The 23357-nt window shown below is 59.8% G+C and carries 14 protein-coding genes and 1 tRNA gene; 7 read left to right on the forward strand and 8 right to left on the reverse strand.

The window, feature by feature from the left end; genetic code table 11:
• Position 1 precedes the first annotated feature (1 nt).
• On the reverse strand, positions 2-3364 hold the full coding sequence (locus JNN07_15095; GenBank protein ID MBL9169065.1) for a c-type cytochrome: 3363 nt from the start codon (positions 3362-3364) through the stop codon (positions 2-4).
• A 73-nt stretch (positions 3365-3437) separates the two neighbouring features.
• Positions 3438-4688, reverse strand: coding sequence for a hypothetical protein (locus tag JNN07_15100; protein ID MBL9169066.1), 1251 nt, complete (start codon positions 4686-4688; stop codon positions 3438-3440).
• A 236-nt stretch (positions 4689-4924) separates the two neighbouring features.
• Between JNN07_15100 and JNN07_15105 the strand changes: the two genes are divergently transcribed.
• Together JNN07_15105 and JNN07_15110 are read left to right on the forward strand one after the other, a co-directional pair.
• Positions 4925-5758, forward strand: coding sequence for an NAD(P)-dependent oxidoreductase (locus JNN07_15105; GenBank protein MBL9169067.1), 834 nt, complete (start codon positions 4925-4927; stop codon positions 5756-5758).
• Positions 5755-7536, forward strand: coding sequence for an arylsulfatase (locus JNN07_15110; protein ID MBL9169068.1), 1782 nt, complete (start codon positions 5755-5757; stop codon positions 7534-7536). The genes JNN07_15105 and JNN07_15110 overlap by 4 nt, the downstream gene beginning before the upstream one ends.
• A 151-nt stretch (positions 7537-7687) precedes the next feature.
• On the opposite strand, the gene JNN07_15115 is transcribed toward JNN07_15110, so the two are convergent.
• Positions 7688-8938, reverse strand: a complete 1251-nt coding sequence (locus JNN07_15115) for a glycosyltransferase (GenBank protein ID MBL9169069.1) — start codon at positions 8936-8938, stop codon at positions 7688-7690.
• Positions 8939-9520: 582 nt separating this feature from the next.
• Between JNN07_15115 and JNN07_15120 the strand changes: the two genes are divergently transcribed.
• Positions 9521-11713, forward strand: a complete 2193-nt coding sequence (locus JNN07_15120) for a hypothetical protein (GenBank protein MBL9169070.1) — start codon at positions 9521-9523, stop codon at positions 11711-11713.
• A gap of 16 nt (positions 11714-11729) precedes the next feature.
• Here JNN07_15120 and JNN07_15125 read toward each other — a convergent pair.
• From JNN07_15125 to JNN07_15135, 3 genes are all read right to left on the reverse strand, one after another.
• Positions 11730-11814: transfer RNA gene (locus tag JNN07_15125), tRNA-Leu, on the reverse strand.
• A 46-nt stretch (positions 11815-11860) separates the two neighbouring features.
• On the reverse strand, positions 11861-12469 hold the full coding sequence (locus JNN07_15130; protein MBL9169071.1) for an acyltransferase: 609 nt from the start codon (positions 12467-12469) through the stop codon (positions 11861-11863).
• A gap of 96 nt (positions 12470-12565) precedes the next feature.
• Positions 12566-14383: a fibronectin type III domain-containing protein gene (locus JNN07_15135; GenBank protein ID MBL9169072.1), complete on the reverse strand. Its 1818-nt coding sequence runs from the start codon at positions 14381-14383 to the stop codon at positions 12566-12568.
• A 344-nt stretch (positions 14384-14727) separates the two neighbouring features.
• Here JNN07_15135 and JNN07_15140 point away from each other — a divergent pair, with 344 nt between their 5' ends.
• From JNN07_15140 to rsfS, 4 genes are all read left to right on the forward strand, one after another.
• Positions 14728-18612, forward strand: coding sequence for a beta-galactosidase (locus JNN07_15140; protein MBL9169073.1), 3885 nt, complete (start codon positions 14728-14730; stop codon positions 18610-18612).
• 184 nt (positions 18613-18796) lie between these two features.
• Positions 18797-21130: a carbon starvation protein A gene (locus tag JNN07_15145; GenBank protein MBL9169074.1), complete on the forward strand. Its 2334-nt coding sequence runs from the start codon at positions 18797-18799 to the stop codon at positions 21128-21130.
• A 13-nt stretch (positions 21131-21143) separates the two neighbouring features.
• A complete protein-coding gene (gene nadD / locus JNN07_15150) occupies positions 21144-21767 on the forward strand; it encodes a nicotinate (nicotinamide) nucleotide adenylyltransferase (protein MBL9169075.1) in 624 nt (207 codons plus the stop codon).
• A 26-nt stretch (positions 21768-21793) separates the two neighbouring features.
• Entirely contained in the window at positions 21794-22159 is a 366-nt protein-coding gene (gene rsfS / locus JNN07_15155; GenBank protein ID MBL9169076.1) for a ribosome silencing factor, read from the forward strand.
• Here the strand turns inward: rsfS and JNN07_15160 are convergent.
• Positions 22156-22422, reverse strand: coding sequence for a PUR family DNA/RNA-binding protein (locus JNN07_15160; GenBank protein MBL9169077.1), 267 nt, complete (start codon positions 22420-22422; stop codon positions 22156-22158). The two genes, rsfS and JNN07_15160, sit on opposite strands and share 4 nt — an antisense overlap.
• Positions 22423-22700: 278 nt before the next feature.
• Positions 22701-23339: a hypothetical protein gene (locus JNN07_15165; protein MBL9169078.1), complete on the reverse strand. Its 639-nt coding sequence runs from the start codon at positions 23337-23339 to the stop codon at positions 22701-22703.
• Positions 23340-23357 lie beyond the last annotated feature (18 nt).

Below are 23357 nucleotides of genomic sequence, written 5' to 3' on the forward strand. Positions count from 1 at the left end.
CTTATTCGAAAAGCGGCCCGCTGGGCCGTGCCATCTTGCCCCAGGCTTCCCAGCCTGGAATCGGATGCTCTTGCATGAGCTCTTCCACCATGTAGAAGTCCGTGCGTCCTTGGGTTGCCGCCCTGATGCGCGCCACCCGGTCGGCGCTCACGGCCGGATAGTCATTTCCAAATGACTGTCGAACATAGCTTGCCACGGCGGCGATCTCCTCGTTGCTCAGCAGGCCGGCGAAGCCCATCATCGGGGGCACGCCGCGGTTCGGATCTAAGCGCTGCCCGTTCACTTCCATCGGGCCCCAAAGCCCCTTCAGAATCAACTTGATGACGCGATCTTCGTTGTCCAGCCAAGGGCTCTTGACGAGCGAAGGATAAATCCCGGGCAGTCCATCTCCGTGGTGCTGGTGGCAAGTCGCGCAATGAGCGTCCCGCCCAAAAACCTCCTTCCCCAGAGCATACATCTTGAGCTCTTCGGCGTTGAGCGCTCGCGTTGGACCGTAGGACTTGTTTTCGGGCTGGGTGACCGCTCCCTGGATCTTGAACTTGCCGGCCAGGTAGTCGCGGGCGTTGGCGTTCTGGGTGACGGCTGGATCTCCTGCTTTCTGCAGCGCTTCGACATCATCCTTCAACGTGTGTTCCAAAATCTGTCGGGTGACGGTCGCCATCCAGCGATCCAGTGGCATTTTCAGAGCCTCCAGAACGATGCGTGCGCCGACCGCGTTGTCTAGCCACGAAGCGGCTACAATAGCTTCCAGCCGCACGCGCCCGTGCGCATCCCGAACGGCTTGCATGAACAGGCGCTCCGCATCCGGCACCTGATGCGCGGTGTAGCGGAGCACGCCGACGGCGGCAGCGCGCGCCTGATGCGACTGCGCGGAGAGGCATTGGTGCAAGAGGGCCACATCAGGCTTGTTCTGTGCCCACGTGGCCCACAGCGCTTCACAGAGGTGGCGCTCATACTTGCTGTCCGATTTGTCCAGCTTGGCCGCCCATTCCTTGACCGCCGGCAGAACTTCCTTGGCGGGGCGGGACCGAAGTTCGCGGCGAGTGCGATAGCGGGTGCGATACTCCGGCAGCTTTAGATTCTCAAGCAGCTCCGGGATGCTGGCGCCTGCAACCTTCGCTGGCGTTACCAGCGGACGGGAAGGATACGTGATCCGGTACACTCGCCCATGATCGTGGTCGCGGTTGGGATCTCGAGCGTTGTGCTGCATGTGGCCGATCAACGCGTTGTGCCAATCGATGAAGTAAAGGGAGCCATCGGGCGCGAACTCCAGATCCACCGGACGAAAATTCGGATCGCTGGAAGAGAGTAGATCCCCGGCGAGCTTTCCCGTGAAACCCGATCCGTCCTCGGCCACCGAACTGAAGTTGATTCCCAAGAACCCGATGCTGTTGCAGGTCATGAAGTGGCCTTGGACATCGTCTGGGAAGTGTCGCGATGAAACAAACTCGGAGCCTGAGGTGGGGCGCGATCGTTTGGGCACGAAGGTGCCTACTTTGTCGATCTCCACGCCATAGGGCATCTTAGCCGACACCGGCAACCCCCAATAATTCTCGCCGCTGGAAGCATCGGAAATGAAGCCTTGTTCCCAGGAGTCAAACGCGAACCCCCACGGATTGTTGATGTCGAGTTGGCTGTAACGCTCGAGCCTGAAATTCTTTGGGTCAAAACGCCAAACACCCCCGTCGTTGACCCGCCGCGGACCGTAGGGCGTCTCCACCTGGCTGTGCAGGAACCGGCCCTCGAGCAGGTAAAAGGCGCCTGAAGCATCGGCGCAATAGGCGGAGATGGCGTGGTGAGTGTCATGGGTGTCAAAGCCATGCATGAGAATCTCCATGCGGTCGGCCCGGTCGTCTTGGTTCTCGTCCACCAACAGGCAGAGGTTCGGCTCCTGGGAAAGATAGACGCCTTCGGGAGCTAGCTCGAAGCCGATCGGCAGATGAAGCCCCTGAGCGAACACTGTCTGCTTGTCCGCGCGTCCATCGTGATCTGTGTCTTCCAAGATGAGCAGCTTGTCATTGGGTTTGGGATCGCCTGGCTTCCAATGCGGGTAGCTGGGCATGACGGCCACCCACAGCCTTCCCCGGTTGTCGAAGGACATCTGCACCGGATTCCGCATGTCAGGAAACTCCTTCTCCGAAGCGAACAGCTCGGCCTTGTAACCCGCTGCCATGGTGAAGCTCTCGATGGCTTTTTGGCCGTCGAGATAGGTGATGGGCCGCTTGAAGTTGGTGGGTACGGGCGGAAGCGGGTGTGTCAGGGCGTCATCGACCTTCAGGTCCTTGGCGCGACCTGCCGAAACCTCGTGGATCAGGCTGTCCCGCAGTCCCATCATCTCCCGCGTCTTCTTGATCTCGTCGGGATAGTTTTGAGGTCCGTATGGATTGTAGCGTTGGCCGTGCGTGTGAACGCCATTCACCAAATTATAGTCGTTGTTCCACAGGAAGTCCTTCTCCTTGACCGCTTCAAGGACCAGAGCGGGGTCAGTCGGGGACCGGCGGGACTGATAGCCAAACAGGCCGTTCGCCAGGAGCGAGGCCAGCGTTTCGTAGCCTGCTTGCGTAGGGGCAAAGCCGTTGATGGTCAGAGGGGGCAGAGTAGCATCGCTGGCCCGCTGGAGCGTCGGTCGGAAAAGGTCGATGAAGGTGAGTCCGTTCTTCTCTGCGACACGTTGGATAGCCCCGGTGTAGAGAGCGAGGTTCTGGTTCTCCGTGACGCCATTGGGGAGGTCTTGTCGGGCGGAGAGATTCTCAAAGGCGATCGGTGAAACCAGGACTAGGCGTGGGGCTTGCGAGCCATTGTAGGCTTTGCTGAGGGTGTGTTTCACAAAGGCCTCCATCTCTGCCTCGAAGTTGGCCAGGCCCGCCGGCCCGTCAAAGGACTCATTGTAGCCGAAAAATGCGACAATGGTATCGGCCTTCAGATGGGTCAACCATTGGTCGGGCGTGGGATAAAATCCTTTGCCGAAGTGAGATTTGAGATGGGGGTGAAACGTTTCGGCGCCAGGGAAAGCCCATTGGGAAACACGCGACGGATGAGGGCGGAAGCCCGGAGTATCTCCGGGCCGACCCATGTTGCGCACAATCAGTTTGAGCTCGGGGTAGCGAAGGTGAAGCTCCGTTTCCAACCGACTGAAGTAGACATCGCGTTCAGCCAAGCCGTTGCCCAAAAAGACCACCCGTTCGCCGGGTGCGGGAGAGGGGGGTTTCTGGGGGCGTGAGGTCGTGGCTTGGGCGGGTTCCTCGTGCGGCGCGTGAGGAGTGGGGAACGCCTCCTTTTTGGCGTCCGCCGCCCGCGCCGGCACCGCAGCAATCAAGGTGAAAGCGCTGACGCTGATCGAGAGTATCGAGAGTAATGATTTCATAGCGTAGAAAAACAAGCGGACGTAACGATGGGGACCGGGAAGCCTACCAATGCTTCCGGCCCCCTTTCCTGGCCTAGCCGATGAACAGAGGTTGCATGTGACGCTGATAAAGGTTTTCGGTGACATTCTTGGCCACGATAGCCGCATTGGCTTCCAGCAGTCGGCTGTAGCGGTCGCCGGTCTTGGCAGCCAACTTGAACGACACATGAAGCAACTGCCTCACGTGAGGGTTGAACTCGGGATGGCCCGGGATGTGTCGGAGGGCATTCGCCATCTGCGAGCCTGACCACGCTCGGACCGTGGACATGGGCGGGAGCTGGCGGCGGTCGATGTCGATCACGCTCGCGTAGGGCGCACATAGCTCCTCCACGTGGTCGAGCGCGGTTGCGTAGATTTCCTTGGCCAGCGCCAGGCCGTCCCCACCGGCCTCTGCCAGGCCGATGAGTTCCTCGAGCCAGGTGGTGCCCGCCGTCTTGATGTGCACTCCCGCTCCTGTCGCCTTCAGGGCGCGACGGATAATGGGATAAAGGCTGAACTTATCGCTGCCGCTGTGGACGCTGAGCTTCAGGTTTCCCGGGAGGCCATAGCGGGCGACCGCGTGACGGATCACCGCCAGGTCGTCGTTGAATTCGCGCTCAAACTGGGAAAGGTTTCCCACGTAGTCCACGCCCTTGTTGAAGCGTCCGGTGAATTTTGGCGCCACCGTTTGAACGCGGATCTTCTCGTCCGCCAGGGCGGCCAGGATGATCAGGAGCTCTGGCGGGGTCTGGGGTGCGTCGGTTTCATCCATCGAGACCTCGGCAATGAAACCAGCCTCCCCCTTCTTCGCCGCGATGTGCCGATAGATTCGGCCGGCCTCCTTCACCGCGAGCAAGTACTTTGCCGCGACCTGCTCGACATCGGATCGGGTAGTGGTGAACGGCTGCTGAACTCCCGGGAGGGAGATGGAGCCAACCAATTCCGGATGGCGCGCCAAGAAGGCGGCGACATCGGCGCTTTCCGCTGGCCGGCCGATAGAGTCGGCGACATCGATGGTGAAGAAGTCTGAGCAGCTCAGGAAGCGGTCCACTGTCTCGAGTCGGATATGGTCTGCATCCACATGCCACGGGCCATTCCAATCCAGGGACCTGACAGCCGCTTGGGCGGCGTCGAAGACGCTTTGGGGTTCGGACCCAATGAAAGTGTGTTCGCGGTTGGACTTGTTCCAAACCGGAACCACCTGAACACCAGCTTGGGCTAGGAGTTGAAAGGCCTGGAGCTGCGCGCTTGCCTGGTGGGCGAAGCGATCCCCGACACCGAAGGAAAATCGATCAAGAGTCAGCATTGCTGAAAAAGCATGCCTAAGCAGTCGTTCCAGGGCAATCGTGGAAAGTGGCATGAGCGCGTGGGCGTGATTCGAAGTGGGTGACGATTCTCTTTCAAGTCTCACCCGGAATTGATCAGACCCCGGCGTTTCCGGAGCGTCGCTTGTCGCTTGATTGACCTTCATCCAACCTTCACGATGCGCTTTAAGCCCTTCCGATACCCGAGGGTGTGCAGGTCCAGGCTGATCGATTTTCTATGCTAGACACCAGTGCCAGTCTCAGGGGGAAAACGCTGTTCATTACCGGTGCCAGCCGGGGTATCGGACTCGCGATAGCGCTTCGTGCGGCCCGTGATGGCGCGAACATCGCTGTCGTTGCCAAGGCAGCGGAGCCTCATGCCAAGCTGCCGGGTACGGTTTACACGGCATGCCAGGAAATCGAGAAGGCGGGTGGCCGGGCTATTGCCTGCGTGACCGATATCCGATCTGAGGAGCAGGTTGCCGATGCAGTCGCTAAGACCGTTCAAACCTTTGGCGGCATCGATGTGTTGATCAATAACGCGAGTGCGATCCATCTGAGCCAGACTCCGGCGACCCCGATGAAGCGTTTCGACCTGATGCACCAGGTCAACACTCGAGGGACGTTCGTCTGCTCTCAGGCCTGCCACTCTCATCTGTTGCGATCCAGCAATCCCCATATCTTAAACATCGCCCCGCCCCTGACTCTGCAGCCTAGATGGTTCGCGCCACATCTGGCCTACAGCCTGGCTAAGTATGGGATGAGCCTCTGCGTCTTGGGCATGGCGGAGGAGTTTCGCGAAGCGGGCATCGCTGTGAACGCACTTTGGCCTCGGACCATTATCGCTACTGCTGCGTTGAATCTGTTGGGCGGAGAGGCTGCCGTGCGTCTCGCGCGCAAAGTTGAGATCATGGGAGACGCTGCCCACGCGGTTCTCATCCAGCCCAGCCGAAGCCTCACCGGTCGATTTTTGATCGATGAGGAGGTTTTGGCCCAAGCTGGCGTTACCGACTTCTCCCCCTATTTAGTGGTTCCGGGAGCGGAACCGTTGCCTGATTTTTTCCTGCCATGAATACCCAGACTCCCTGCCTCATCCGCGTTGGTCATTTCTCGCATCGAAGGACCGCTCTCTGGAATCGATGCTGGGTGTTGTGTTGGGCCGTTCTCATCCTGAATGTCAACTTGGCGCAGGCTGCCTCCCCTCTGCGCCCCAACATCATTCTCATGCTGTCGGATGACATGGGATACTCCGATCTCGGCTGTTATGGAGGCGAGATTGCTACGCCGCACTTGGACTCTTTGGCGCGGGGTGGCCTAAGGTTCACCCAGTTTTACAATACCGCTCGGTGCTGTCCGACCCGCGCTTCCTTGCTGACCGGCCTGCATCCGCATCAGGCCGGAGTGGGGCATATGATGGAGGATCGCGGATATGACGGGTATCGAGGTCGGCTGAATCGCCAATGCCTGACCATCGCCGAGGCCTTGGCGCCTGCGGGCTACCGCAGTTACGCGGTTGGGAAGTGGCACGTGACTCCCGGGCAAAACCAGCAGGTGCTGGCGGACCGAAGCAATTGGCCGCTCCAGCGCGGATTCACCCGCCACTATGGAACGATTCATGGCGCGGGCAGCTATTTTGATCCCAGTTCTTTGGTGCGGGACAACCAATTGATTACCGTGGCCAACGATCCGGAGTATCGGCCGACGGAGTATTACTACACCGACGCAATTGCAGAGCATGCGGTTCGGTTCATTCGTGAACACGCGCGCGACCATTCGGATCAGCCATTTTTTCTATACACCGCCTTCACTGCCGCCCACTGGCCTTTGCATGCGAAGGCGGCGGACATCCAGAAGTATCGCGGGCGATACGATGGCGGTTATGAGCCGGTTCGACTGGCCCGACGGGCCAAGCTCAAGTCGTTGGGAATGCTTAATGACCGATGGGGGATGGTGACCCCTGCGGAGGAATGGGAGCAGGTGAAGGACAAAGCCTTTGAAAGTCGTTGCATGGAAGTCTATGCGGCGCAGGTGGATTCGATGGATCAGGGCATCGGTCGTATTCTGGAGGAACTGCGTTTGCGCGGTCAGTGGGAGAACACCTTGATTCTCTATTTGCAGGACAACGGCGGCTGCGCGGAGGGAATTGGACGCGGGACCAATGTGGTTCAGCGTCTACACGCGCCTAGCCTTTCGCCGCTGTCTCCGGAAACTCAGCAGTACGACAGTGTCCCGAAGCAGACACGGGACGGCTGGCCCGTGCGACAGGGTCGCGGCGTGATGCCGGGTGCACCGGATACCTACATCGCCTACGGACGCGGCTGGGCTCAGGTGAGCAACACCCCTTTCCGAGAGTATAAGCATTGGACTCACGAAGGCGGGATCAGCACCCCCCTGATCGCCCATTGGCCGCGAGTCATTAGAGGCTCCAACCGGGGGAGGCTGCGATCAGACCCAGGTCAACTCATCGATATCATGGCCACTTGCCTGGATGTGGGCGGGGCTAGTTATCCGAAATCCTATGCAGGGAATGCGCTCAAATCTTTGGAAGGCGTGAGTTTGCGGCCCGCTTTCACCGGGCGTTCTCTCCATCGGGCTCGGCCCTTGGTTTGGGAGCATGAGGGAAACCGGGCCCTTCGCGAGGGTCGTTGGAAGCTGGTTTCGCGAGAAAATCAACCCTGGGAGCTTTACGATTTGGGCGTGGATCGTACCGAGCAGCTCGATCTTGCCGGGGGGTTTCCCCAGCGGGTCACCTCCATGGCTGCTCAATGGGATGCTTGGGCGAAGCGGGCCAATGTTCTTCCCTTAAGTGCCTGGCGAGGATCGGCAGGCAGACCACGCCCAGCCCCCTAGGTTTGATCCAGCCCAGCCTAAGCCTCACCGGTCGATTCTTGATCGACGAGGAGGTGTTGGCTGCAGCCGGCGTTTCCGACTTTTCTACATAGGGTTAATCATCCCAGGAGCGGAGCCTTTGCCTGACTTTTTCTGCCATATGAATGAGGGTTCAACTGAACCGCTCGAGCAGAACATCCGCAGCGCGCGCCGCGCCGCCCTCCTCTCGAACCCAGCGGCCTTCCTTGGCTGCGATTCCGGTCATCTGCTGATCGGCCAGCAAACCTTCCAGTTCTCGCGCGAGCGACCGTTGCGAGAAGCGTGACCGCCGCAGGATTCGTCCAACGCCGAGCCGGCCAACCCGGTCGGCGTTGTCAAACTGGTCGTGCGCGAACGGCACGACGAGCTGTGGTGCCCCAGCTCGAAGCGCCTGCGCGGTGGTGCCCACGCCGCCCTGATGCACGACCGCGGATGCCCGAGAGAAGAGACCGGGATAACTTGCCCATTCCACAGCCGTCATACTGGGCGGAAGGTCGGCGCGCAGAGCTGCAGCCGCAGAACCCGCCACGAGCACAGCTCGCCGATTCAGGCACCGCGCCACTTGTGCCGCTACGGAATAGAAGTCGCCCGCCACTCGCACTGCCGCGCTCCCCAGTGTGAAGACAATGGGGGGGGCGCCTTCGCTGACAAAGCGTTCCAATCCCTCATCCAACGGTTCGTCAGGTGCGTCGAGGAACGGAAACCCAGTGACGTGGACGTTCGGCGGCCAGTCCGGTTGCGGCGGTCCGAAACGACCTGAGAACATCGCCAGCACCAAATGAGGCGAATGCTGCCCCTCCCAAAGCGGATCGCCTCCCGGAGGAAGCTGCAGCTCACGACGCAGTTCGCGCACAGGTCGGCTCCACGAATGAGAAACCCGCTTGAGCTGGCGAATTAGCCAACGGTTGATCCTCGGCCCCAAGACCCGCAGCTTCGCCAGCATGGGGAGTGGCGCTAGTGTTGGCACATCGTGCGCTGAAAAGAAGATCATGGGGGAAAGAACCGTCGATGCCCACGGTTTGCAGAGCTTTTCCGCCAGCATCGGAACCGCGTAGGTGAGCACATGGGAAACCAGCAAGTCGGCCTGCGTGGCTGGCTTGAGCAGATCTTGGTAGGTGTCGCGGAGCGCCGGCATCACATGCTCTTTGATCACGTTCTCCGGTCCTCGACGCGCGTCCATGATCCTCGCCATGATCGCCGGGTCGTCCAGCGGGGCCTCGGGTCGGATGGATGTGAACCTGATGCCCTGGCGCTCGACCAATGCCTGGTAGAAGGACGAAGTGGCGAAAGCGACGGTATGGCCTCGTCGCACCAATTCCCGACCCAAGGCCAAGTAGGGGTGAATATCGCCGTGCGAGCCGAGGCTGCAGAGGAGAATTCTCATGTCGTGTTCAGTGAGCCCCACCGGATTCGCTTTTCATGGTCGAAACCTCGAACAAAATCAACCACTGGTATTTTACGGGGATTGCCGCAGGGTCTTTGGCCGTAGACAGCCGCTTCCTAGACTACCCAATAGGATGCTTCGGAGAAGCGGGCCAAGTTTTTTCCCTTAATGCCTGGCATGGATCGGGCTGAGTTGCGACGTCGCTGCCACCCTCTTGGCCTCCTTGCATCATCCTTACAACGAGGCATCCCAAAGAGGGACAGACCTCTCCAAGTCGCGCCTGCCTCCTCCGTTTCAACCAGGGACAGGCCTCATCCGATCGGCCGGTTAAGGCTGAGCTACGAAGAGGGACAGACCTCATCGGATTCCCGCTCCTCGCCTGGTTGTATTTGCAAACTTCTTAATGAAAGTGGGTTGGGTAGATTTGAGTGAGGCCTGTCCCCACTTGGACTGGTCGGCTTTTGTCATGCTGGGTGAGGTCTGTCCCTTCTTTTGTGGCTCGTTCGGTTGGCGGCTCGACGGGGGGAGGGAGGGCAGGGTTCGGACTTCCGATGCCAGGGCGGTTGATTTAAGGTGTTCTCTATGCCGCGATACCGATGGGTGATTGCTTGGGGTCGGTCTTGGATCCGTTGCCTCACTGTGGTGCCTGTGATCGCATTGATGGGGGGGGGCTCGGTCGAGGGACAGACCTGGGACGTCGCCCCAGATACGTGGGTGGCGACCGACGGCTTAGGACGAAACGTGCCTGTCTTCCCGGAAGTCTCGACGCCTCGGGCCGATCGCACGGTTGGCATGTTCTATTTTCTCTGGCATGGAGCGCATATTCAGGGAGGGCCTTTTGACGTGACGCGGATTCTCGCAGCGGATCCGGCCGCGATGCAGAAGGCGGACAGCTCGCTGTGGGGCCCCCTCCATGCTCCCCACCATTGGGGAGAATCGCTCTTTGGCTACTACCTTACGGCTGATGAAGGGGTGCTCCGCAAACACGCTCAGATGTTGGCCGATGCCGGGGTGGACGTGGTGATTTTCGATGTCACGAATCAAGTGACCTACCGTGACGAGTATCGAGCATTGCTGAAGGTCTGGTCGGAGATGCGGCGACTTGGAAACCAAACTCCGCAAGTTGCCTTCCTAACTCCATTTTGGGACCCCGCTAAGGTCACTCGTGAATTGTGGCGTGATCTTTATTCCACCGGCTGGGCGCAGGATCTCTGGTTTCGATGGGACGGCAAGCCGCTGATACTGGCTGACTCGGAGCTGCTTTTTGAGGGCGAGGAAAATAAAGCGCAGAACACGCCAGCGGAGCTGCAGCCAGGACACACCTTAGGACAAACCTTCTCCACTCGCCGGACGTTGCTCTCCGTGGGGGGACGGTTTCCAACCTGGGGAACTCGGGGCAGCGCGGTGACGTTGACGCTGTTCCGGGACCGTCCTGGCGGTGAGAGGATCATTGCCCAGCGTTTTCACGATGTGGCAGACAACGGCTGGTTGCGGTTGTCGCTCGACCCGCCGCTACCGCCGGGAAACTACTACCTTGAAGCTTCCGAACCAGGAGAGCGGGTGGGCTGGTGGAGCCATACCAGTGATATGTCGCCGGGGGGTGAGGCCCTCGCCGACGCGCTTCCAGCCGGGGGTGATCGAACTCTACGTCTTCAGTTCGCTGATGGGGACACCCGCGAGATACTGGACTTCTTCACGTTCAGGAAACCCCAGCCAGACTACTTTCAAGGGCCCACGAAGGCCAATATGTGGAGTTGGTTGGAAGTTTATCCACAGCATGTCTTCACTAACGTCGCCGGGCAAAAAGAGCAGATGTCGGTCGGTGTCGGACAGAATGCCGTCAACGGCCGGCTGGGCTCGATGAGCGAGCCCGGCTCTCGCGGGCGTAGCTTTCATGCTGGATCGGTGGATGTCCGTCCCGACTCGGTTCGGCAAGGGTTGAACGCGGCAGAGCAATGGGCTCGGGTGTTGAAGGAAGATCCGCGGTTCGTCTTTATCACGGGATGGAACGAATGGATCGCGGGACGTTTCGCTGAGTTCAATCGGATTCGCCTCCCGGTTATGTTCGTGGACCAGTACGACCAAGAGCATAGCCGTGACATCGAGCCGATGCGCGGAGGACATGGAGATGACTACTATTATCAGTTGGTCAGCCAGGTTCGAAGATACAAAGGGGCACGTCCTCTGCCGGAGTTGAGTTCTCGGCCGATTCGGGTGGATGGACGATTTGAGGACTGGGCGGGGGTGTCTCCAGAATATCGGGATACGGTGGGTGACCCGGCTCGGCGAAATCATCGGGGATGGGATCCGAAAGTGACCTATCGCAATGGGACGGGTCGGAACGACATTATCGTCACTAAAACAAGCTGGGATTCGACAACAGCCTGGTTTTATGCCCGTACCCGACAGACGCTCACGGCGTCGGGAGGCACGAACTGGATGCTGCTCTTCCTCGATGTCGATGCCACACCAGCGACCGGTTGGCTCGGTTATGATTTTGTCGTTGGGCGCGCTGGAACGGGATCGCTGGAGCGCCGCACTGGAAGCGGTTTTCTTTGGACCGAGGCCGGAGCCCTGGAGGTTCGGGTTGACGGCAACGAGCTCGAGTTGGCGATACCCTGGAAATCGCTTGGCCTCACAGGACCGCCACTCAAGCTTGATTTCAAGTGGGCCGACAACTGCATCCAGTCTGGAGACTGGACCGATCTGACCCTCAACGGGGATACCGCTCCCAACGACCGGTTTAACTACCGCGCCACCCGACGCGCCGAGTGATTGAAAGCTAAGAAGATGGTGGGCACGACAGGGGTCGAACCTGCACGGATTTCTCCATTGGATCCTAAGTCCAACGCGTCTGCCAATTCCGCCACGCGCCCATCCTTACTGCGGCCATCATTGCCGGGTTCAGTCAGGCTGTAAATCTCATTTCGCTGAGGTTTTGGGTGGGATGATCCGAGCAGGGTTGCCCACGGCAAGGTGCCTGGCGGGCACATCTTTGGTCACCACCGCACCGGCACCTACGATCGCACGATCTCCCAGGGTTACGCCTTTGAGAATGATGGCCCGGGCTCCGATGAAACATCCGCGCCCGATGTGGATCGGCTTGGCCTCCCGAACGCAGTCGAATCCCCAAGCCCACTCTCCTTCAGGAAAATGGAAATCGTTGTCGGCTACCACCGCACCCGATCCGAAGATCGTTCCTTCGCCCACACGGATCTCCTTTCCTGCGACGAGCACGGTTCCGCTCAACCCGACGCCGCGACCTAGTTCGAGTACCGCGTTTGGTCCCATGGTGCGGAGTACACAGGGTTGGAAGCATCCCATGGGATTGGACCGGACAGCGCTGTTGAGCTGCAGATCGGGGCCCAGAATCATCCTGGATCCCGGAAAAACGCTGATCAAAGGCCGGCCGGCAAAGCGGCTGCCATCGGCGAGAATCGCCCCTTTCCAGGCCGCTTCCCAGCGCCACAAGATGCCTCCAGCTCCCCGAACATGACTGAGCAGGAGGCCGATCCGTTGTGAGAAACTCAAATTCGCCACCCCCGCTAGCTAGCGAAAACCGAGCCGATCGCCCAGCACGATTTTCGAATTCTCCATTTCCGTCAGCTCGATTCTAGGTCTGCTGCCTCAAGGTGATACTTCTTCTGGCGGGGACAGATCGATGATCACGCCTTCGCCAATGTTGATCGTCGGTACGATATCCCAATTGTGGCCGTCGTAGCGCGAAGTCTCGTAGGTTCCGGTGTCGACTCTCAATCGCCGTACCTGATCCCCTTCCTGAAAACGGAAGCCAGGAAGCACAGACGTGAGCAAGCCGGAGTAGGGGCCGGGCACTCCCAGAAAACGAAGGCCTCCCTGTGCGGTGCGCTCGGGCGTTGAGGCGGAGGAAAGCGGTCGGACTGTTCCGGACAAGGTCCAGGGGTAGGGCAGGCCTGGATTGTAGAGGTAGCCTCCCTCACCCGCCTGGAGAGGCATCGTGACATCCAGCCACTGTCCCCCGCTGAAATAGTTGGTGGCGGTGGCATCGGCAGCTGCATCCCATTTCAGAAGGTAGGTTCCGTCGGGAGGGTTGGGCAGAAGGTCGGAGAGGACTGGGACCTGAGCCGTGACGGGACAGCTGATGAGATTCCATCCGGTCCTGAGCATGAGGGTGATTCGCAGGTCCGAAGCGGGATCCTCATCTCCTGGTCGAAGGCCTTCATCCACGTTCTTGAGGGTCGACTCACGATCGGTCGTGCTTCGTTGCTCGCTGGTCCGAACCGGGGATGTGACCAGCACTTCACTCAGTGTTCGAACAATCAGCGGATCGGAGAATGACTGGTTTGCGCTGGAGTCTCTGGATCTTCCAATCAGGGTGTATGACGTGTCGGAATTCAGGTTGGTGAGTATAACCAGGTGATTGGTCCGTGGAGTTGGGTTGAGCCAGCTAAACTTCGGCAGAGCGTCGCCAATGGTAAACTTTAGCTGGTCATCGGCTGGTTCATCCGTACTCCAGGAGACCGATATCGAGCTGGAGGTGACCTCGACCACGGTGAAGTTTGCAATGACGGGAGGGGTGGTGTCCGAGAGTAGGAGTGCTCGGATGATGGTGTCGCTCGAAGAGGTCAACTCCCCATCGAAGGCCGTTAACCTCAGGCGATAGAGCCCTGGGGACCCCAGTCGAACGGAAGTAACCGCGAAGTTTGAATTCCCAAAAGTGACAGTGCCGGGTCCGCTGACCTTGGACCACCGCATGGCCAGGCGGCCGGGCGTTCGCGGCAGGCTATCGTCGGTGGCACGGCCGCGCAGCATGTAGTTGAGATTGGTTCGCACCGTCGTCCCTGCTCCCGCATCGACCACCGGCGCCAGGTTGGGCGGCGTGACCTCGGCCTGAAAGCTTGTCGAGTTGGTGAGAATGAAGTCCGTCGCGAGCAGGGTGATGACCGAGGTTCCTCGTTGGTCGGGCTGTGGGGTCAGGCGGACGAAGCGATTGGATCCGGTCCCGCTCAGCGCGATGTTCGCGGGGGCGATCAAGTCCGGATTCGAGCTTTGGGCGAGCAGCACCCAGTTAGTGGACCCGTTGAGTCCAGAGAGCCAGAAGGGATAGGCTGGACTGGTGGTATTCTGCGCCATGTAAACGTTGGCGGCCCCGGGGGGTTGGGGGGGAGGGCCGGGGACTTCGACCGAGACCTCGTTGGAGGACACACTTTCTTCGCCCGAGGCGGACACCGAGCTGGCCGTAAAGTAGTAGGTCATCCCTCCTTGGAGGTTTCTCAAGATAGCGCTGGTTCGAACGCCCACGTTGGTGCTGGCCACGTAGTGCCCGCTGGCTGTCCCATACCGGACCACATAGCTCGCCACCTCGGAGGCGTCTTGGGGTGGATCCCAGGCCACGGCCACTTCGCCTGCCCACGTCTGGGGGAGCAGTGCGAACAGCATTGCGATCCAACAAGCTAGCGGCGCCATGAGGCGCGAGACTTGGGTTCGAATGTAGGGGCTCAATTCCATGGTTTCCGGTGCTTTGCTGGTTGAGCCAGCAAGAGTCTGCAGGACCCAAAAGCAACCCCTCTGCCAAGCTGCCTTTGGTGGAAATGGAGCGTCCGGTCGGCGGTTAACCCTTCCCACTAAAGGACAGAGGCATCTCAATTCTTGACGGTTCATCAAGGTTGCATTAGCGGTCCGCTGGGCCCAGGCTCCAACAGTCCCGTGGCCTTCTTCTTGCTCAGAGCGAATCAAGTTTACGATCGATGCATGCCGTTTTAACCAGTTTCTCCAGAGTTCTCATAAACATCTTACAGAAAGATGTTTGTGTGTGCTCGGTTGGTTCGTTCGGCGGGAAGACGAACCGGTGGCTCCTAGGCATCCTTGTCCGGGTGAGGGTCTGCTTGGTTGGAATGGTGCTGGTCTGGTTCGGCCTGGCATCTCCGGGTTGGGCGGCCGTGAACTCGCCGCCGGAGGCCCCTTCGCAACTGACCGTCTTGCCGGAGGCTGAATGGGATCGGCCGGTTCTTCGGCGCGTGCCGTTCTCCTCGGAGGCGGTAGCGGCTGGCGGCAACGTCGCCATTCCGGTCTCCTTGCGTGTGGCCGGTCTGTCGGGAGTGGTGTCGGCGAACATCGTGCTCACCAATCGGCTCGCGGGAGGGGGGGGATCGGTGTTACGTCAGGGCTCCAACGTGTTGTCGGGAGACTTGAGGGGGATGGTCGATTTCAGCGAGATAGTGGCTGTGCCGCCGGGTGCCAGGGCGGGCTGGTATGAGGTGTGGATTTCGCTGAGCGATCAGGGCGGCCTGCTCGACACGATTCCGAGCGCGGGTGTCACCCAGGTTGCTCCGGGCACTTTCGCTGTCGGCGAGGTCCTGGTTGAGCATGTCTTGCAGCGGAGAGGGGTTAGCATCTGGGGTTTCAATGAGCCCGCTGGCAGTTCGGAGTTTGTCGACATCTTTGCCCAGCGATGGCCCCTCTTTTTGACAGCGTCCACGCTCCCTGTGAGCGGTGTGGCTAGTCCATTCGGTCGGGCCTTGCGCTTTCCATCCACCACGCTGAGCCCACCCAGTGTCATCATTCCTTGGCAGAGCACTCCTGCTCCCCCCTTCACTCTTGGCTTTTGGTTTAATCTCGAAAAGGGGGCCAACCTAACCACGATTCTAGGCAGCGGGGTTTACGCGCGCAATGGGCTGAGGATGGGCCTTGTCACTCGCGGTTCCAATAAGCTCGCGGCCGCCTGGGCGAACCAGAGCGGTGGGACCTTGGAGCTCATCAGCACCAATAAGATCAAGACCAACGAGTGGCATCACCTGGCGCTCACCTTTGACGGCAGCGTGGGCGTTCTCTATGTCGATGGAGTTGCGGCTGCGCGGCAGACGGGCGCCGTCGTGGTTCCCGCGACAAAGCCTCTGATGTTCCAGGGCGGCGCGATTACGAATGAGATGTCTTTTTCCGGCCTCGTGGACGAGCTTCTGGTGGCGTCGAGCGCGCTTTCAGGAACGGAGATCTCCGAACTCGTTTCCAACTATCGGTCCTCTGGTTCGTTGCTTCCGAGTTCCCTCGGCGCGGCTCCGATCTTGCTGCCGATTCCCGATCAACGCGTGAGGGCGGGGCGGTTGCTCAGTCTGCGTATCCCGGTGTTTGACGGGGATTATGATTTGGGGCCGATTGCTTCCCCCGATCTGCCTGCGGGGGCTTTGATTGATTCCGCCAAGCGGACCTTCCATTGGACCCCGGCGTTCACTCAGACCGGACTGCATCTGGTGACCATCCGAGCCACGGATCTGGCCGGGCGAGCCAGCGAGAGTCTGTTTGCGATCGATGTGCTTCCGGCCCCGGTGCCAGCAACCACCAATCTCTTTCTCTATTCTGTCCGTTCCACCAATTACCCGTCCCAGCAGCCACAGCTTACCCTCATCACGTCGGCCAACCTGGATGGCCTGCTCAAGGAAGGGGAACGGCTCGTTCTGGAACACGCCACCAATCCGGCGGCGCGCCTCCGGATCGTCTCGTCGCGTGGGGAGGAGATGTATCGCGGCGGCTACGGGCTGATGCCCCCGCTCCCCGCCGGCCACTATTTCATCGAAACCGAGGGCGACCGTCGTCACCTGATGGTCCTGCCGCGGGACTATCAGGGCTCGTCCTTCTTGGGGATCATGGCGGATCGGCCAGGCAGTCCGGAGCCGTTGGCACGAGCCGCGATTCTGCGGCCGGGGTGGCGGCGGCTAGGCACGGCTGTGAGTTGGGCGGACATTGAGCCCACCAAGGGCACCTATAACTGGACCGGATATGATCAATGGATCGCCATCAATCGCACCAACGGCAGCAAGATTCTGATCATGCTGGTCGATGCGTTGCCGGTGTGGCTGAGGGGAGCGACGGAGGCCACCGTGATCACCGAGCTCAAGCGATACACGCGCGATTATGTGAGGCGCAACAAGACCAAGTTTGACGTGCTGGAGCCCTTCAACGAGCCATCGATGAGCCCCATCAAGCTGGGATCGATTCGGGGCCTCACCAATGATTATCTTCTGGGCGCGCAGTTCCTGGCGCGAGCGTATGCGGAGGTCGCCACGGTGGTGAGGGCGGAGATGGGAACCAATGTTCAGTTGGCCGGCCCAACTTGGGAGAACATCGTGATGCCGTTTGACCGAATGCAGGCGGTCATGGGTGCGGCGGGGTTTGGAGGATCGGTGACCGCGGGTGATTTTCACGATTACGTGATGGGACGGCGCGCGCCGGATGGGAAGGAGCCGGGGTTCTACAATGTGCGGCAGTCGTCGGAAATCATGCGTCGGAACAGTGGCGGGGCGCCGTTCTTTGTTTCCGAGATTGGATTACACGGCAAGTCAGCGCTGGGTTATCTGTCAGACCCGGTCGCGGTGGCGAACGAGCCTTACGGGGAAACCGGCATTGGGTGGTATCTCGGGTTTCGGCGAACCCTGGTGTCGATGATCATGTATCACGGCGCTGGCGCGACCGCCGTGTCGGCTCACGATTTCAACATCGGCGCCGCTTTGGAGATGGGCGGCCTGGAACAGGCCCCCGGAGGAAAGACCCGTGGGTTTAAACCGCAGGCGACCGCCCATGTGATGATCAGCTACTGGCTGAACCAGAGTGTTCCGGTGGTGCAAGGATCCAAGGAAGATCGGCTGTTTGTGTATTCGATTCAGCGTCCCGGGGGTGAAAGCTTGGTGTTTGCCTGGACCCCGGAATCTACCACGATGCCCATGGATCCGGTCAGGACTGATAGTTTGATCCAGTCGGGAGCGGTTCAAGTTCACGATATTTTTGGGCGAGGTTTTGTGCCATCGTCCTTCGGAGAGGAGCCGATTCTGTTTCGGTCGTCGACGCTTAGTCCGACGGCGTTGGCTGGGGCGGTTTTGGGGTTGGAGACCGCATCCTGCGATGAGGTAATCGATCGGCCCGCTGAGGAGTGTGATTGCAACAATTTGGACAATCAGACCTGCGGCTCGCTTGGGTATGGGACGGGGACCCTTGGTTGTGTGAGCAATCGCTTCGATTTTGCCGGCTGCCAGTTCTCGCATCCGCAGACGCTGCTGACGGCGCATTTCCCTCTCAACGAGCTGTCGGGCACCGCCATTCAGGACCTCTCTTCGCGTCAGGCGGTGGCCAGGCTTTACACACCGAATGTGTCCAAGAGCTGGGTGAACTCCTCCCGGGGTCGGGTGCTGCATCTGGATGGGTTTGTGACGAACGTGCCCGTCGAGTTTCTAGTGATCTCCAATCGGAGCTACCAGGTGCTCCCGGGTTCTGGGGCGCCCTTCACGATCTCGATGTGGGTGAACGTGAGATCCAGGCCGTCCACCAACTGGGTCAGCATCATGGGTTGTGACCGCTACGACATTAGTGGGTTTCGGATGTGTGTGTTGAACACGGGGCAGGTGGGGTGGTGGACATCGCAGGGGCAGGGAAACATCGACCTGATCTCTCCCTCGGTCCTGTCCACGAATGCCTGGCATCATTTGGCAGTGACCTATCACACCGGGGGCGCCAAGCTTTACGTGGATGGCGCGTTAGCAGCCGAGACAGTGAACAACGTCTATTTGCCCTCGGGCACGGACATCTTTGTGGGGCATGGCATGACCGGGTCAAACATCTATCCGTTGAACGGAGAGGTGGACGACATCCGGTTTTATTCGCGCGTGTTGAGTGCGCTTGAGATTGCTCGCCTCGCGGCCGGCCCCTGAGGGACCTTCCGAGTCACTTCGCCATCGGGGGGAAATTCGTCATCGCGTTTCCTACAGGAGCAAGGCTCCGGTTCTCCTCATTTCCCTTTTCTCCGCGCGATGAAACCCTAGACTCCCGCCCGTGAATCTCATTCGTCCTTTGATTTGGCTCGGGGTTGCGGGCCTGGGTGCCTTTGGCTACTGGATGATCGCCTCGCAACGAGGGGAGCAGACCAACTCGGCCTACCTGCTCATTGCCGCCCTCTGCACCTATGCGTTGGGATACCGATTCTATTCCAAGTGGATTGCTGCGCAGGTTCTGACCTTGAACAACCGCCGGGCTACGCCCTGTGAAGTTCACGAGGACGGCAAAGATTTTGTCAGGACGAACAAGTGGATCGTCTTCGGGCATCATTTTGCCGCGATTTCGGGTCCCGGCCCGTTGGTGGGGCCGGTGTTGGCCGCTCAGTTTGGGTATCTGCCCGGGACCCTTTGGATTTTGATCGGCGTGGTGCTGGGAGGCGCGGTTCAGGACTTTGTCATTCTGTTCGGGTCGATGCGCCGCGATGGCAAGTCTCTGGCTCAGATGGTGCGAGAGGAATTGAATCCGACGGCGGGAACCATCGGATTGGTGGCGATCGTCTCGATCATGATCATCCTGCTGGCGGTGCTGGCGCTGGTGGTGGTGAATGCGCTGGCCGAGTCGCCCTGGGGGGTATTTACGGTGGGAGCCACGATTCCGATTGCGCTGTTCATGGGTGGATACCTGCGCTTTTGGCGTGTCGGGAAAGTTTTGGAAATCTCAGTCATCGGTGTTCTGCTGCTGTTGGTGGCGGTTTGGGGGGGGCAGTTTGTCCATGAGCATCCGGACTGGGCCAAGCTATTCACCCTAACTCGCGAGAAGTTGGCGTGGTCGATCATTCTCTATGGGTTAGCGGCCAGCGTTCTGCCGGTTTGGCTCCTGCTGGCACCGCGGGACTACCTGAGCACGTTCATGAAGCTCGGAACCATCGTCGCCTTGGCGCTGGGCGTGCTGCTGGTACTTCCGGATCTCCAAATGCCGGCTGTCAGCAAGTTCGTTGACGGATCGGGTTTGGTTGTTCCCGGGGCCCTCTTTCCTTTCTGTTTTATTACGATCGCGTGTGGAGCGATCAGCGGCTTCCACACCCTGATTTCCAGCGGTATCACTCCCAAGATCATTACTCGAGAAAACTACACTCGGCCCATCGGTTATGGGGCGATGCTGCTCGAGTCGCTCGTGGCGATCATGGCCATGATCGCGGCCTGCACGCTCGACCCCGGAGTCTACCTGAGCATGAACGTCACGGGCTCTAAGGCCGAGGTGGTGCAGAAGGTTGAAGCCTCGGGGCTGAAGTGGTGGGCGCCCGATCCCGCGGCTCCCGGCAAGTTCACGCAATCCGACGTGAAGGTATCCATTGAGTCGATGGACTCTTTGGCGAAAGAGATGGGAGAAACGACCCTGTTTGGGCGGACGGGTGGGGCGGCGACCCTGGCGGTGGGCATGGCCAATATTTTCTCCAAGGTGACCCAGGGGCGTTGGCTGGACCTGTGGTATCATTTTGCGCTGATGTTCGAGGCCCTCTTTATCCTCACCACTCTCGACGCCGGGACTCGGGTTGGGCGGTATCTCCTTCAGGACTCGCTGGGTCATCTGTGGAAGCCTTTGGGTGACATGAGAAGCATCTTTGCGAATGTGGTGGCCAGCTTATTGGTGGTGAGCGGGTGGGGCTTTTTTCTGATCGCGGGCGTGCGGGATCCTGATGGCGGGGTGAAGGCTCTGTGGCCGATCTTTGGAATCGCGAACCAGCTCCTGGCGAGCATCGCGCTCTGCCTGGCGACCACCATTCTGTTGAAGATGCAGCTTTCGGCCGGTGCGGGCTCCGGACGTCCCCGGTTGGCGCTGGTGACCCTGATTCCCTTGGTTTGGCTGCTGTCGGTCACCATGACCGCCGGCTATCAGAAGATTTTCCACGACAGTCCCCGTATCGGGTTCCTGGCTGCGATCCGAGCTCAGGATGTCAAAATCGCGGCTTTGGAGCAGCAGCTGTCCGCGATGCCGTCGGGCGCGGAGGGGGCGGGGTTGGCCCCGCTGACCAAGTCCTTAAAAGACGCCCGGACGGTTCGGTTTAACAATCGCATCGACACCGTGGTGACTGCGACCTTCCTGCTTTTGGTGGTGGCGATCGTGGTGATCAGCGTGCGTGAATGGGTATTGTTGCTGGCGCGCCGTCGATCGGCGGTGCTGCGTGAGACCGAGCCGGTCTGGCTTTCGGACTCGGCCTTGGTGGAGCCACGGGCTCCGAGTGTGTTGGGCGTTGTGGCTCTGGGTTGTTCCTTGGCGAAGGAGCTTTCAGGTGAGGCGGCGATCGATCGCGCGGAGACTCGGCTGGTGAGTTGCTGCGTGGAGCCCCGGAAAGCCGGCCAACCGGCGGAGGTAGCAGAATCAGAATCCGCCCGCTCTCAGGCTTACCGTCAAGCCCTGGAGGAGAAGTATCGTAAAATCAACCGCTGCTGCTAGCGAGTGCCGACTGATGAACGAAGGCCCCTCAGATATACCCAACCCACCGTCGTCCCAGTCCACACCGGGGATCGGCCTTTATGGTGGGTCCTTTGATCCGATTCACCTGGGTCATCTTTTGGTGGCGCAGGCCGCCTGGGAGGAGCTACGGCTGTCACGGTTGTTCTTCATTCCGGCCGCGCAGTCTCCCTTCAAGCCGATGCAGCCTCCCACTCCAGCCTCGGAGCGCCTGCGCTTGCTGCGGCTGGCTTTGGCGGGAGGAACAGGCTACGAAATTGATGATCAGGAGACGCGCCGAGGAGGGATTTCCTACACCATCGATACCGTTCGTGACTATGGTCGGCGGTTTCCCGGCCACCTCCTGTATTACCTGATTGGGGCGGATCATGTCTCGACCCTGCCCAAATGGCGGGAAGCGGGGGCGTTGGCGGAGGCGGTGACTTTTGTCGTGATCCCCCGGCCTGGTGAGCCGCCGCATGTGCCGCCGTCGCCCTTCCGGTTTCACTCCCTGGCCGGGTTCCCTTTGGGAGTCTCTTCCTCCCAAATCCGCGAGCGTGTCCGGACCGGCAAGTCCATCCGCCATCTGGTCCCTGAGACCGTGGCGGAAGCGATTCGCAACAATCGTCTTTATCTTTAGCCGAGAACCGGGCAAGCATTGGGTCGATGGATGCAAAGAAACTGGCCCTGCTGTGCCGCGACCTGGCAGATAATAAAAAGGCCGAAGATATCGTGATTTTGAACGTTCGGGAGTTGTCCTCGATCGCCGACTATTTTGTGATCTGCTCGGGGACGAGTGAGCCGCATTTGCGTGCGATCGTGGAAGAGATCAGCTCGGGACTGGAGGCGGGGCATGGTGTGGAGCCTCGCGCCAAGGACGGCAGCCTATCCAGCGGCTGGCTGGTGCTGGACCTTTTCGACGTCATTGTTCATGTCATGCACCGGGATTCCCGGTTGCGTTTTGACCTGGAAAACTTGTGGGGAGACGCTCCCCGTCTGAAGGTGAAAAAGCCCCGCAAGAAGGCGGATTAGCCGTTAGCTTTCACCATTTCATCGACCAGCTTCTTGAACTCGGCCAGGCCGGTCGCCGGGACGATGATGGTATCCCTGCGGCCGTTGACGTCCTCGGTGATTCGGAGGAATCGTCCGCGGGGATTTTGCTTCAAGGACAGGACGAACGTCTTCCGCTCGATCTGTACCTTTTCCGTCTTTAGCGTTTCCTCATTGGCAGGGGGACGGGGTCCCGCGTTGCCGTAGGAAGACTGCCCATAGGAACTAGCAGCGTCATTAGCCATCTTTCACCTTCCCGCAGGAGTAGATGCTTACTCCTGCAACACCACCCATACTATCAAGGTTGATTATTAATCTGAAATGTCAACCCCGGGAATGTCGTAGAAGGGGGTGAAGAGTGGGATCGGTTGGAAACGGGACACCCGGGCGGGACCTGGCGGCAGAGGCCAGGCTTCCCGCGCCGGCCATTCTAGCGGGCGGTGTCGCCCGGCAGGACGCCCTTGCTCCAGTTTAGGGCAACCCTCTTATGGCCAAGCCAATGCCGACAATTGTGCGCTCGAGTTTACGGCTCCAAGGAGTCGGGCGTGCGGAATTTGGTCTGGGTAGTAAACCGGGGGCCCTGAACCAATGTCAGGGTGCGAATGCTGAAGATCAGGATGCCGAGTTCCAGCAAGGCTGTGGAGGTATTCCAAATCGTCGACCACAGGGGATACGTGCGTTCGGCGCGGGCTCGTTCCTCGGCGGATACCTTCTGACTCGTGCGGTTGTAGTAGGCGGGGGCCACCACCTTGTCCATCTGGTAATTGCCCAGGAGGGTGAGGGTCAGCAGCAGGCACAGAAGTCCTCCGTTAAACCGGGAGATTCCTCGGCCGAGATACACCCATTCCGCAACCAGATGCAGCAGGGCGACGCTGATGCAGAGGTAGCTCAGCGCGTAGAACCGCTGCCAGGCCATCAGACCTACGCCACCGGCGTAAAAATCTCCGATCAGCCACTTGATGCCGGCGGAAGAAAAGAAAGGTCCCACCGCCAGAAGGTGGTAAAGCGAACCGCCAAGCCAGACTGCGGCATTCATCAAACCGACGACGCGCAGGAAAGAGATCACCGGAGGACAATAAGTGGCGTCGATTCCAGTGCCAAGCTTCGTTTGTGTGGGGTTGATCCTTTGCTTGAGAAGCCAGGTCGGCTTTCCTATGGTCAAGTCATCAAAGCGACTCTG

Source organism: Verrucomicrobiales bacterium, assembly GCA_016793885.1.
Lineage (GTDB): Bacteria > Verrucomicrobiota > Verrucomicrobiia > Limisphaerales > UBA11320 > UBA11320.

Bases quoted from the DNA above. Each gene is read 5' to 3' on its own strand.
- JNN07_15095 (MBL9169065.1), bottom strand. From the start codon at position 3,364: ATGAAATCATTACTCTCGATACTCTCGATCAGCGTCAGCGCTTTCACC.
- JNN07_15100 (MBL9169066.1), bottom strand. From the start codon at position 4,688: ATGCTGACTCTTGATCGATTTTCCTTCGGTGTCGGGGATCGCTTCGCC.
- JNN07_15105 (MBL9169067.1), top strand. From the start codon at position 4,925: ATGCTAGACACCAGTGCCAGTCTCAGGGGGAAAACGCTGTTCATTACC.
- JNN07_15110 (MBL9169068.1), top strand. From the start codon at position 5,755: ATGAATACCCAGACTCCCTGCCTCATCCGCGTTGGTCATTTCTCGCAT.
- JNN07_15115 (MBL9169069.1), bottom strand. From the start codon at position 8,938: ATGAGAATTCTCCTCTGCAGCCTCGGCTCGCACGGCGATATTCACCCC.
- JNN07_15120 (MBL9169070.1), top strand. From the start codon at position 9,521: ATGCCGCGATACCGATGGGTGATTGCTTGGGGTCGGTCTTGGATCCGT.
- JNN07_15135 (MBL9169072.1), bottom strand. From the start codon at position 14,383: ATGGCGCCGCTAGCTTGTTGGATCGCAATGCTGTTCGCACTGCTCCCC.
- JNN07_15145 (MBL9169074.1), top strand. From the start codon at position 18,797: ATGATCGCCTCGCAACGAGGGGAGCAGACCAACTCGGCCTACCTGCTC.
- nadD (MBL9169075.1), top strand. From the start codon at position 21,144: ATGAACGAAGGCCCCTCAGATATACCCAACCCACCGTCGTCCCAGTCC.
- rsfS (MBL9169076.1), top strand. From the start codon at position 21,794: ATGGATGCAAAGAAACTGGCCCTGCTGTGCCGCGACCTGGCAGATAAT.
- JNN07_15160 (MBL9169077.1), bottom strand. From the start codon at position 22,422: ATGGCTAATGACGCTGCTAGTTCCTATGGGCAGTCTTCCTACGGCAAC.